The following is an 11238-nucleotide window of genomic DNA, read 5'->3' on the forward strand; positions in this document are numbered from 1 at the left end:
GAGGTCCGGTCTGTCTTCTTCTGCTGCTGCTTCCCGCGCTTCTGCGCATCGAGCCCCCGCGATCGTCTGGTTTCGCGACGATCTCCGGCTCGCCGACCAGCCCGCGCTCGCGCAGGCCGCGGCGAGCGGCCTGCCGCTGATCTGCGTCTGGATCCACGATCCGCATGCCTCGGGCGAGCGCCCGCAGGGCGGGGCGGCGCGCTGGTGGCGCCATGAATCGCTGCGCGCGCTCGAAGCGGCGCTGGCTGTGCGCGGCGGCCGCCTGCTGCTCTTGCAGGGCGACGAAGCGGCGACGCTGGACGCCCTCGTCACCGACACCGGCGCGCAAGCCGTGTACTGGAACCGCCGCTACGGGGCTGCGCAACGCGAGGTCGATCGCGCCCTCAAATCCTCGCTGCGCGAGCGCGGCGTCAGTGCGGAAAGCTTCGGCGCCCAGCTCCTCAACGAGCCATGGACGGTGCTCAATCAGTCCGGCGAGCCGTTCCAGGTCTTCAGCGCCTACTGGCGCGCCTGCCTGCGCATGGGCGATCCGCCGCCGCCGGAAGGCGAGCCCGAACGGATGATTTTTCAATCGCTGCCAGCACGTCTTACCCAACGTGCATCGAAACTCGACGCGCTCGGCCTGGCGCCTCGCGCGCCCGACTGGTCGGGCGGCATGCGCGCGGCCTGGCCTGCGGGAGAGGAAGCCGCGCTGGAGCGCCTGCGCGCGTTCCTCGCCACCGACCTCGACGCCTACGCCGGTGAGCGCGACGAACCCGGCGACGCGGCCACGAGCCGCCTCTCCCCGTATCTCGCCGTCGGCGCGATTTCGCCGCGCCAGGTCTGGGCGGCGCTCAAGGCGGCGCAGCACGCGCACGGACGTGGATCGGCGCGCCGCGCTGCGAGCGCCGAAAAGTTCGCGAGCGAGTTGGGCTGGCGGGAGTTCTGCCATTACCAGCGGTTTCACTACGCCGATCTGGCGACGCGCAACCTGCGTCCCGCATTCGACGCCATGCCGTGGCGCAAGGACGCCGCTGGCCTGAAAGCGTGGCAGCGGGGGCTGACCGGCTATCCGCTCGTCGATGCCGGCATGCGCGAACTCTGGCACACAGGCTGGATGCACAACCGCGTGCGCATGGTCGTGGCATCGTTCATGAGCAAACATCTGCTGATCGACTGGCGCGCGGGCGAGTCGTGGTTCTGGGACACGCTCGTCGACGCCGACCCGGCCAGCAACCCGGCCAACTGGCAGTGGGTGGCGGGCTCGGGCGTGGATGCCGCGCCGTATTTCCGCATCTTCAATCCGGTGCTGCAGGGCCAGAAGTTCGACCCGCGCGGCGCCTACGTGCGGCACTGGGTGCCGGAGCTGGCGGGCCTGCCCGATGCGCTCGTGCACCAGCCGTGGAAGGCCAGCGCGCAGCAGCTCGAGGCGGCGGGCGTGCGACTCGGCAAAACTTATCCGGAACCTGTCGTCGAGCACGAACTGGCGCGCCAGCGTGCACTCGAAGCCTATGCACAAACCGGCAAGGCCAAGGGCCTTGCCGCTGCGCGACAGAGTTCAACGCAGGACAAAAAACAGGGCGGCAAAGCGTGAGCGCGGCCGTCATCGGGCTGTCTTGTGATGCGGCTATCGTGCGCGGCGCGGATGGGCGCACGCGCGGCACGCAGGAACCGGACGGCATTAAGATTGCTCTATCAGGACGGCCCGCGTTGCCGTGCGCCCGGCGTGACTCCGGGCCCGTAGCCTTGCGGCACTCGGCCTGACAGACAGAAAGGCATGTAAGCAAACACAATGAACGCAGTACACAAGCTCGACCGGACGACCATCGTCCTCGTCGAAGACGACCCGCACAGCCGGGCGTCACTGACTTCGCTACTCGAGGCGGAGGGTGCGCATGTCGTGGCGGTCGAAGACGCTGAAACCGGCGTCGAAGCGGCCCTGAGCCTGCACCCCGACGCCGTGGTCTGCGATCTCGACCTGCCGGCGATGGACGGCTTCTACCTGATCCAGCGTCTGCGCGATTACGAAATCCGCGGCGACCATGCTCCGACCGTCGCGGTCGCGCTCACGGGCCACACCGACGAAAGCTGGCGTTTGCGCAGCATCGGCGAAGGCTTCCAGCACTTCATGACCAAGCCGGCCCGGCCGGACGAACTGGTGACGCTGCTGAGCGACGCGATCGACGCGCGCCAGTCGCTATGACGCCGCGCGCGTAGCGCGGCGGCAAAGGTGCGGGTGCGGATGGACTGAAGCGCCGCGAGATGCGGCGCGGCTGAGCTGTTGCCCGCGCTCAACGGCGGGCAAGATCGGTTAGCTAACGGACGAGGACTGCGCGGCGGCTTCCGGCGCCGCAGCGGCGCCCGGCTGTGCAGCCTTGTCGGCCGAATTGGCCTGACTCTCCTGGCATTGCGCGCAGAGACCCTTGAGCTCGATACCGTCGCCGGCGAGCCGGTAGCCCGCGGCCTCGATCTGCGCAACCAACGCCTGGCGCAGCTTGGGCTCGTGCAGTTCGGTGACGTTGCCGCACTGCTGGCACACCACGAGAATGCCGTGCTGACACTGCGTGAGGTCGTGGCACACTGCGAACGCGTTGATCGATTCGATGCGGTGGATGAGCCCCGCCGACAGCAGGAAGTCGAGCGCCCGGTAAACAGTCGGCGGCGCCGAACCCGGATGGATCTGGCGCATTTCGTCGAGCAGCGAATACGCCTTGGTTGCGCGTCCCGAGGCGAGCAGCAGCTCCAGCACCTTGCGGCGGATCGGCGTGAGCTTTTCGCCGCGCTCGCGGCAATAGGCCTCGGCCATCGCGAGCGCGGACTCGACCGAAGCGCCCTTGACACCGTCTTGCGAGTGGGCATGGCCGTGCGCGTGGTCGTGCGCCTCGGTGTCGCTATGCAGGGCCGGGGCGTCCGGGGACGGTTTTGCTGTCTTCATGCTTGCGATTATACGGGGCGCGCCGCCGGCCCGCCCGCGCCGCCATGGAGCGACGGCTCAGGTGAGCGGCAGATCGATGTACTTGCGGAAGCCCTGACGCTGCGCGATGCGCTGATACCAGCGTTCGACATTCGGCAGCGGCTCGCGCTCCACGCCTTCGAGTCCGAACCAGCGCCGCGCGTACGCGCCGAGTACGATGTCGGCGAGCGAGAAGCGCTCGTTTTCCATGAAGAAGCGGCCTTGCAGATGGTGGTCGAGCAGCCGCCAAAGCGGGGTCAGCTGATCGAAGTCGGCCGCGAGCTTCGCCGTGTCGCGCTTTTCGGGCGGCGTGCGTACGAGCGCGAGGAACACAGGGCGCTCGATGGGCGCGAGCGTGCCGATCGACCAGTCGAGCCAGCGCTCGATCGAGGCGCGCACCTTCGGGTCGGTCGGGTAGAGCAGGCTCGAAGGGCCGTACTCCATCGCCAGATAGCGCAGGATCGCGTTCGACTCCCACAGCACGAAGGTGCCGTCGGTGATCGTCGGGACCTTGCCGTTCGGATTCATGGCGAGATAGGAAGGCTCGTTGAGATGACCGAACGAGCCGCCCGCGTCGATGCGCTGGAACGGCAGCACGAGTTCATCGCAACACCACAGGACTTTCTGGACATTCACCGAATTGGCGCGTCCCCAGATCGTGATCATCTGGCGCGTACTCCTTGCAAGAGGAAAAAGGGTCAAGCCTGGCGCAGGCCGCCACGATACACGATTCTCGCGCGGTTTATTTGTGCAGCCAGGCATTTCGTAGAATAGGCGCTGCGCGGCGCCCGGAGTTCCGCCGCCGCGCCCGCTTCGTGCGGCAGCGCTCCCTCGCTTGCCTGCGCGGCCGCCACGAACCTCAACATCCGTCCGAGACCCGCCCATGGCCCGCATTGTCCCCGACGACTGGCAGCATATCGAAGCCACCGGCGCCGCCGCGCGCGAGCGCGAAACACTCGCCGCGCTCGCCCGCGGTTTGCCGAACGGCTACACCGTCTATCACGGCGTGCACTGGACGCGGCTCTCCGAAGGCTTTTCGGTCTTCGGCGAGGCCGATTTCGTGATCGTCAGCCCGGCTGGGCGCGTGATGATCGTCGAGCAGAAAACCGGCTTTTTGCGCGAAACGCCAGGCGGGCTCGTCAAGGCGTACATGCAAACCGAGCGCAACGTGGCGATCGCGCTGGCACGCACGGTCGAGGGGCTGCACCGGCGCTTTACGGCGTCGTTCGGCGCGGGCACCTACGTGCTCGAAGAGCTGTTCTATTGCCCCGACCACGTGGTGCGGGAGCCGGCCATCGCGGGCGTGAACCCGGCGCGCATCGTCGACGCCACGCGCAAGGCGCAGCTCGCCGCCATCGTGCTCGAAGCCATGCCCGCCGACGAGCCGCGCCTGCCGTGCGCCGCCAGGATCCATCATTTTCTCGCCGACGAACTTTCGCTCACGCCCGACACCAGCGCGCTGCTCGGCGCGGCCGGCACGCTCGTCACGCGGCTCGCGGGCGGCCTCGCCACGTGGGCGCGGCGCCTCGAATTCGCCCCGTTCCGGCTGCGCGTGATCGGCACGGCGGGCTCGGGCAAGACGCAACTGGCCGTGCAGGTCATGAAGGACGCGGTGGCGCGCGGCGCGCGCACGCTCTACGTGTGCTTCAACCGGCCGCTTGCGGATCACATCGCGCAGCTCGCGCCGCCCGGGGCAAAGGTGGCGACCTATCACCAGCTGTGCGACTGGGTCGCGCGCGACGGCGGCCACGTGCCCGACTTCGCGAGCCCCGGCACGTTCGACGACCTCGTGCAGCGCTTCGGCGAGATGCCGATTGCCGAGCGCTGGCAGTTCGACGTGCTGATCGTCGACGAAGGGCAGGATTTCCACGAGCCGTGGGTCGGCGCACTCGGGCGTCTGATGCGGCCGGACGCTGCATGGTGGTGGCTCGAAGATCCGCTGCAGAACCTGTACGTGCGCGAGCCGCTCGCGCTGGCGGGCTGGACCGTGCTGCGCGAGACCACGAACTACCGCAGCCCGCGCGACATCCTCGCATTCCTGCGCGACGTGGCCGGACCGACCGTGCCCGCCATCGCGCAGCTCGCCGCGGGGAGTCCGTTCGACGGCTCCGAGGTGACCGTGGCGAGCTGGGACGAGCATGAAGCCGGACCGGGCGCGGAACCTGGGGTGGTTCTGGTCACGAAACGCGCGATTACGCAGGCGCTTTCGCTGGGCTTTCGCAAGCAGGACATCGTCGTGCTTTGCTGGCGCGGACGCGAGCATTCGCTGTTCGCGACGCTCGATCAGCTCGGCCCGCATCGGCTGCGCAGCTTCACCGGCCAATACGACCTGTTCGGCAATCCGCAGTACCGCGAGGGCGATGTGCTGCTCGATTCGATCTACCGCTTCAAGGGCCAGTCCGCGCCGTGCGTGATCCTGACCGAGGTGGACTTCGAGTCATTCGACGAGCGCGCCGCGCGCAAACTCTTCGTCGGCGCGACGCGTGCGGCCATGAAGCTCATCGTGGTGGCGTCGCCGCGCGCCGCGCGATTCATCGAGGGCCGGCGCGGCGGCGTCTGAACGCCGGCTCGCTCAGCTCCAGGCCGAGGCGCCGATCAGTGTGCCCGTGCGTGCCTGGGCGTTCCACCAGATCACGCGCAGGAGCGGCGCGGTCTGGGCGATCAGGATCGCCTGCACCGGATCGCTCTCGATGAAGTGCGTGACGCCGCTGCGGATGGCCGCCGCGGCCTTGTGCGCAGCCACGGCCGCGGCCGTGTCGTCGTGTTCGTCCGGCGTGCGCATGATCAGTTCGAGGTGCCCGAAACCGTGGCGTTCGAGCCAGGCGAGCGTGCGCTCGCGGTCGATCTCCGGACGCCCCGTGATGATCGCGCGCGTGCGTTTCATGTCGATGCCGGGCAGGCGCTCGAACGGCACCAGCTCATCGCGCTCGGCGAGCGCGGCGACGAGGTCTTCGTCGTAGCGCGCAATCGGGAGGTCGGGGAGCAGGACGCCGTCGAGATCGATGGCGTAGACCGCGTACTCGTGGTCGTCGGCCATGCGCGTGCCGTCGCCGTCGCCATCGCGGATCCAGTCGGCGCGATAGCGGTCGGTGTAGGCCTGGCGCTCCCAGGGGAACAGCGCGAAATAGCCGCTCGCGTCGATCGAATAATCGGGGCGCAAACGGCTGAGGTCGTCGTAGGCGCCGGTGAGCGTGCGCACGACGAGCCCGTGCTCGCTCAGGAACGCGATGCAGTCCACGAGCGTATGGCCGCGCCCCGCGATGTCCTCGCAGAGCAGCACTTTCGAGCCCGGTTCGGGCAGCGGCAGCGTGGAGTCCCAGCGCACTTCGCGCGTGGCGCGGTCATAGCGCAGGAATGCGACGGCCGCACCCGTTGCGTGCGAAACCATCAGCGCAAGCGGCGCGCCGCCGCGCAGGATACCGACCACGAGGTCGAATTCCTCCGCGATCAGCGCCGGCTGCAGCGACTCGACCCAGTGATCGAGCTGTTCGTAGGTGAGCGGAACGACAGGTTTATCCATGGGTTGAATTGGGTGTCGAAGCGCGTAATCGGCAAGCGCGCGGCAACTGCGCGGCAACTGCGCAATGCGCTTTTCCGATAGCGGTGTACGAGAAAAAGACGGCTATTGTCAGCACAATGTTTGACGATATTATGCCTATGCTCACCAGCGCCTGCTGGCATGGTGGGTGGAGGTAGCAGGAAAACGAGGGAAACGCAGCAGGAAAAAGCGGCGCATTACCGCAAAATGTCGCGTAGCGCGGCGCAAAGACACACGAAAACGACGCGAATCATCGCGCGAAAGGGCTCCGGCAAGATGTGGCATGGGATGGGATGGCCAGGCTGGCGGCGCTGGGCCGCCGTGGTGGCGCTCGCGGGTGCGGCGCCGTTTTTTGCACCTTCTGCGCAGGCGGCGGGTTCTACGGGTGCGCTCTCGCTCGACGTCGATGGCGAGGTGCGCGTGACCAACAACGCGTCCCATACGGCGTATCACTTCAGCGAGGCGCAGCTGCTCGCGCTGCCCGCGCATTCGATCACGACGGCCACGACCTGGACGCCGCGCTCGACCTTCACGGGCCCGCTGCTTTCGGACGTGCTCGAGGCCGTGGGCGCCTACGGCAGCGAGATCGAGATCCATACGCTCGACGACTACACCTGTGTCGTGCCCGTGGCCGACGCCGCGCGCTATGGCGTGGTGGTCGCCTATGAGATGAACGGCCAGCGCCTCAAAGTGAGCAATTTCGGCCCGTTGTTCCTGATCTATCCACGCGACCAGCATCCGCTCGAGCTCGACGGCGCGGCCGGTGACTCGAAGTTCGCGTGGCAGATCAAGTCGATGACGATCAAGCGGTGAGTAGCGGGTGATACAACGTCCCTTGCGACGCCTGCTGCAGGCGATCATCTGGATGGCGGCGCTCGCGCCGCCCGTGGTGGCGGTCGGCTATCTGCTCTACGCGAACCTGCTCAATCCGCAGGTCGTGCAGCGCATCACGGGCAATTACGACGGCCTGTACTGGGACGCCGCGCAGCTCCAGATCGCCTACGCACGCTTCGAGAGCCAGCTGCTGATGTTCGCGGACGGCATCGACCGCGATCTCGACAAGGTGCGGCTGCGCTACGAGGTGCTGCAGTCGAAGCTCAACGTGATGAAGGGCTCGACGCTCTCGCTCGACTCGACGCCGGGCCTGAAGCGCCGCCAGGACGCCGATCTCGCCGTTCTGGCCGCGACGATCTCGCCATTCGAGGCCGAAATCGCCACGCTCGCGGACAACCCCGAACGCGCGGTGCCGATGCTCATGGCGCTCGACCTGCACTGGACCCAGGTGACCGACCTCGCGCTGAACCGGCGTTTCGCCGACGTGACCGAGCGCGAGGCGATCCGGCACGATTTCATCGCCAAACGCCGCGAACTGTTCGCGTCCGGGCTCGTGCTGCTCGTGCTGTCGGCGGCGGCGGGCGTGCTGCTCGTGATGAACGGCTACCGGCGCACGCGCCTCCTGCACCAGCAGCGCGCGGCGCTCGAAGCCGAGCACCAGGCGAGTCGCGCCGCGCGCGAGGCGAGCATGGCGAAGGACGCCTTCCTCGGCATGATCAGCCACGAACTGCGCACGCCGCTGCACGCGATCGTCTCGTCGATCGAGCTGCTCGGCTTCAACTCGCATTCGGAAGCCGACCGCAAGGTGATCCAACGCCTCGAAACCGCGGCTCGCCAGCTCGAAGCGCAGATGAAGGACCTCACCGACTACGCGCGTCTCGGCGCAGGCAAGCTCGAATTGCGCCAGGAAGAGTTCGAGCCGCGCGAACTGCTGCAGTCGATCGTCGATGAGAACGAGCAGGCGGCGCGCTCGCGCGGGCTCGTGTTCGAGCATGCGTGGGTGGGCCCGCAGCGGCGCGTGGTGGCCGACCCGCATCGGATTCGCCAGATCGCCGGCAACCTCGTCACGAACGCGATCCGCTACACGGAGCGCGGCAAGGTGCGGCTCGAATTCTGGCTGCAGGCGCCGGCGCGGGTTCCGCGGCCATCGCAGGACGCAGAGGGCGCGCCGAAGCCGGCTGGCGGCGACACGCTCGTGATCGTCGTCGGCGACACGGGGCCTGGCGTGGCGCCGGACCAGATTCCGCTCATCTTCAAGGAGTTCACGCAGCTCGACACGTCGCGCTCGCGGCGCTATGAAGGCGCGGGGATGGGGCTCGCGATCGTGCGCGGCCTCGTCGAGCTGTTCGGCGGCACGATCGAGACGCAAAGCCGCGTGGGCAAAGGCACGACCTTCACCGTGCGCATTCCCGTCACGCCGGTCGAGCCGCCGGCGCCCGCGGCCGTGGCCGAAGCGGCGCTGCCCGCGCGGGCGCTGCCGCAGGTGCTCGTCGTCGACGACAACCCGCTCGTGCGCGATTCGCTCTGCGAGATGGTCGCGCACATGGGCTACCGCGCGCTCGCGGCCAGCGACGCCGACAGCGCGCTCGCGCTTCTGGCGCACGAAGTGTGCGACGTGGTGCTGCTCGACCTGCACATGCCGGGCCGCGACGGCTACGACTTCGTGGCGGGGCTCGAGACCGCGCAGGACGTGCTCGCGCAGCCGCGCGTGATCGCGGTAAGCGCCGACGTGGCGGGGCTGGCGGCGCTTCCGGACACTGCGGGCAAGACGCCGGGCGGCGAGGGCGCGCCGTTTTTCGACCGGCTCACGAAGCCGGTGCATTACGAGGTGCTGCGTGCGGCGTTGCAGCGAGCGCTGAGCGCGCCGCGCGCGGCGGTGTGAAAGGCGCGGGAGCGGGTTGAGCGAGCAAAACGCGGCGTTAGCCGCGGTTGAGCCGCTTCGAAAGATCGGCGACGAGAATCGCCATGCGCGCCGGCTTTTCGTAGCAGGCCACGTTGTAGTGGCGTACGACCTGGCTGATCTCCGATTCGCTGGCCTTGCCGGTCAGCAGTTCGCCGGTGAGCACGAAGATGGGTGCATCGGGGTTCTCGGAGGCGCGCACGCTGCGGATCGCCTCCGCGGCGGTCTGGCTGCCGAACAGCCAGTCGATCACCACGCCGTCGAACACGTTGTTTTCGAGCGCTTCGTTGAATGCCGCGAGGCCGTAGAGCGCGAGCGCCGTGTAGCCGCTGTGCTCGAGGTAGTCGCGCAGGTTGTCGGCGGAAGAGCGGTCGTCGTCCACGACGGCGATGAGCGGTTTGTCGGACTCGGCGCGGCGCGGGTAGATCTCGATCTTGTGGACTTCGCGCGCGTTCTGGTAGAGCGCGCCGTCCGGGCGCACCACGCGCCACTGGCCCTGCTTTTCGTAGGCGACGAAGTCGGGGCGGCTGCCTGCCTCGACCGGTGCGCCGATCCAGGCGGTGCAGGGCAGTTCGGCGGCGCTCACGCAGAGGATCGCTTCTTGAGCGCTGGCCCCGACCATCCCGGGGTCGAGCAGCTGCGCCCCGAACAGCTGGCCCGCGGGTTCGCCGAACGCTTCGGCCACTTTCTTGATCTGCGCGAGCGTCCACGGGCTGTTGCCGCGCAGCTTGCGGTGCCCCTGTGAAAAGCTCAGGTCAAGAATCCGGCACAGCTCGGTCGTTTGCTGACGCTTGCCGATGCCGTGACGGCTCATCAGCTCGCGTACGCGCTCCGCCACCGAGGCCGAGTCGGTTGTGTATGCAACGTTCGACATACTGCTTGAAGGGAGATTCGTGGATTCAGTTTCTGATTGATCATGCCGTGGTGCCGCGGGGCCGGTTTGACCGGACCTCCTGCGGCCTGCGCACGGGAGCACGATATTCTAAACGCATAAAATGCCAGACGACGGCGTTATTTTAGCGAAATGTAATGCGGCGCCGAATACGGGAATGTAAGCGTATATTCGGCTTCGTTTACACATGGCTTGCGATATTCGCGGCATTGCGGGGACGGCGCGCGACTGCGAAGATGCACGATTTTGAACGCCGTGCGCTCGCGCGCGGCGAATCAACCTTACTGGGGCGAGGGGTATCGATTGGACGACGTGCGCAACGGCGGGACATGGCGGCATGAAGGCGTGCCGTATTACAGCCAGTGGGGCAGCGCCGACTGGGTGGCGCCTATCGTCGAGCGTGGCGCCGACCCGTGCGAGGACCCGCGCTGGCGGGCGAGCGGCTTCACCGAGGCCGACGCCTATCGCTTCTGGGCCAAGCGCTTGTGCGGTCTGACCTGCCTCGAATCGGCGCTCGACTATTGGGGCGTCGCGCATGCGCCGCGCGCGCAGATGCTCGAAGAGGCGTTGCGGCACGGTGTACATCGCGTGCGCGAAGATGGCGGCGTGGATGGCTTGATCTACCGCCCGTTCGCCGGATGGGTGGAAGCCGCGTTCGGCGTGCACGTGGAGGTAATGATCGACGAGGACATTGCGGCGAGTGCAGGGCGCGTTGATGCCGAAACGCTCGCCATCGTTTCCGTGAGCCCCGAGATCCGCTATCCCGAGCGGATGGACCCCGGCCGGGGCGGGCATCTGATCCTGCTGCACGGACGTGGCGATGGCGGTGTGTGGTTTCACAATCCTTCGGGCATCGCGCCGTACCAGGCTGACGCCTGGCTGCCCTATGAGACGGTTGCACGGTTTCATGCCCGGCGGGGTATGGCGCTTAGGCGGCCGTGCTGATCGCGCGTGGTTTTTTTTTGTGGTTCCTGGCTGCTTTGGCCTTTTCTTGTTTTCGCGTCGGTATGCAGGCGTTGCCCCTGTGCGGGGCGGCACCTACTTTCTTTGCGGCGGCAAAGAAAGTAGGCAAAGAAAGCCGCTCAAACCGCTAGCGCCTGCCACAGTTCACATCTCGACGTAAATGGTGAATGGCTCCGGAG

The 11238-nt window shown here is 67.5% G+C and carries 10 protein-coding genes; 6 read left to right on the forward strand and 4 right to left on the reverse strand.

Annotated features, from left to right (window positions below):
* The first annotated feature begins 10 nt into the window (after nt 1-10).
* Both AB4Y36_RS37205 and AB4Y36_RS37210 read left to right on the forward strand, forming a co-directional pair.
* Nucleotides 11-1573, forward strand: coding sequence for a deoxyribodipyrimidine photo-lyase (locus tag AB4Y36_RS37205; RefSeq protein ID WP_368685611.1), 1563 nt, complete (start codon nt 11-13; stop codon nt 1571-1573).
* A gap of 198 nt (nt 1574-1771) precedes the next feature.
* Nucleotides 1772-2182 (forward strand): response regulator, encoded by a 411-nt coding sequence (locus AB4Y36_RS37210; RefSeq protein WP_069268743.1) that lies wholly within the window; start codon nt 1772-1774, stop codon nt 2180-2182.
* A 108-nt stretch (nt 2183-2290) separates the two neighbouring features.
* On the opposite strand, the gene AB4Y36_RS37215 is transcribed toward AB4Y36_RS37210, so the two are convergent.
* Both AB4Y36_RS37215 and AB4Y36_RS37220 read right to left on the reverse strand, forming a co-directional pair.
* Nucleotides 2291-2914, reverse strand: coding sequence for a Fur family transcriptional regulator (locus AB4Y36_RS37215; protein WP_368685606.1), 624 nt, complete (start codon nt 2912-2914; stop codon nt 2291-2293).
* Between the two features lie 57 nt (nt 2915-2971).
* Nucleotides 2972-3598, reverse strand: a complete 627-nt coding sequence (locus AB4Y36_RS37220; protein ID WP_069268745.1) for a glutathione S-transferase family protein — start codon at nt 3596-3598, stop codon at nt 2972-2974.
* 217 nt (nt 3599-3815) lie between these two features.
* On the opposite strand from AB4Y36_RS37220, the gene AB4Y36_RS37225 reads away from it, so the two are divergent.
* The gene (locus tag AB4Y36_RS37225) at nt 3816-5492 is read left to right on the forward strand and encodes an ATP-binding domain-containing protein (RefSeq protein ID WP_368685607.1); all 1677 of its coding nucleotides are present in this window, start codon (nt 3816-3818) and stop codon (nt 5490-5492) included.
* A 12-nt stretch (nt 5493-5504) separates the two neighbouring features.
* On the opposite strand, the gene AB4Y36_RS37230 is transcribed toward AB4Y36_RS37225, so the two are convergent.
* The gene (locus tag AB4Y36_RS37230) at nt 5505-6452 is read right to left on the reverse strand and encodes a phosphoribosyltransferase (protein WP_342950261.1); all 948 of its coding nucleotides are present in this window, start codon (nt 6450-6452) and stop codon (nt 5505-5507) included.
* Nucleotides 6453-6758: 306 nt separating this feature from the next.
* Between AB4Y36_RS37230 and AB4Y36_RS37235 the strand changes: the two genes are divergently transcribed.
* Both AB4Y36_RS37235 and AB4Y36_RS37240 read left to right on the forward strand, forming a co-directional pair.
* Nucleotides 6759-7283, forward strand: coding sequence for a molybdopterin-dependent oxidoreductase (locus AB4Y36_RS37235; protein WP_342950262.1), 525 nt, complete (start codon nt 6759-6761; stop codon nt 7281-7283).
* A 52-nt stretch (nt 7284-7335) separates the two neighbouring features.
* On the forward strand, nt 7336-9186 hold the full coding sequence (locus AB4Y36_RS37240; protein WP_368685612.1) for a hybrid sensor histidine kinase/response regulator: 1851 nt from the start codon (nt 7336-7338) through the stop codon (nt 9184-9186).
* Nucleotides 9187-9223: 37 nt separating this feature from the next.
* On the opposite strand, the gene AB4Y36_RS37245 is transcribed toward AB4Y36_RS37240, so the two are convergent.
* Nucleotides 9224-10078 (reverse strand): helix-turn-helix domain-containing protein, encoded by an 855-nt coding sequence (locus AB4Y36_RS37245; protein ID WP_069268748.1) that lies wholly within the window; start codon nt 10076-10078, stop codon nt 9224-9226.
* A gap of 321 nt (nt 10079-10399) precedes the next feature.
* Here AB4Y36_RS37245 and AB4Y36_RS37250 point away from each other — a divergent pair, with 321 nt between their 5' ends.
* The gene (locus AB4Y36_RS37250; RefSeq protein ID WP_368685608.1) at nt 10400-11041 is read left to right on the forward strand and encodes a C39 family peptidase; all 642 of its coding nucleotides are present in this window, start codon (nt 10400-10402) and stop codon (nt 11039-11041) included.
* The last annotated feature ends 197 nt before the right edge of the window (nt 11042-11238 follow it).

The sequence above is a fragment of the Paraburkholderia sp. BR10936 genome (assembly GCF_040965735.1).
Taxonomy (GTDB): domain Bacteria; phylum Pseudomonadota; class Gammaproteobacteria; order Burkholderiales; family Burkholderiaceae; genus Paraburkholderia; species Paraburkholderia nodosa_A.

Coding starts and splice junctions, on each gene's coding strand:
- AB4Y36_RS37220 (WP_069268745.1), bottom strand. CDS start 3,598: ATGATCACGATCTGGGGACGCGCCAATTCGGTGAATGTCCAGAAAGTC.
- AB4Y36_RS37215 (WP_368685606.1), bottom strand. CDS start 2,914: ATGAAGACAGCAAAACCGTCCCCGGACGCCCCGGCCCTGCATAGCGAC.
- AB4Y36_RS37225 (WP_368685607.1), top strand. CDS start 3,816: ATGGCCCGCATTGTCCCCGACGACTGGCAGCATATCGAAGCCACCGGC.
- AB4Y36_RS37245 (WP_069268748.1), bottom strand. CDS start 10,078: ATGTCGAACGTTGCATACACAACCGACTCGGCCTCGGTGGCGGAGCGC.
- AB4Y36_RS37210 (WP_069268743.1), top strand. CDS start 1,772: ATGAACGCAGTACACAAGCTCGACCGGACGACCATCGTCCTCGTCGAA.
- AB4Y36_RS37235 (WP_342950262.1), top strand. CDS start 6,759: ATGGGATGGCCAGGCTGGCGGCGCTGGGCCGCCGTGGTGGCGCTCGCG.
- AB4Y36_RS37240 (WP_368685612.1), top strand. CDS start 7,336: ATGGCGGCGCTCGCGCCGCCCGTGGTGGCGGTCGGCTATCTGCTCTAC.
- AB4Y36_RS37230 (WP_342950261.1), bottom strand. CDS start 6,452: ATGGATAAACCTGTCGTTCCGCTCACCTACGAACAGCTCGATCACTGG.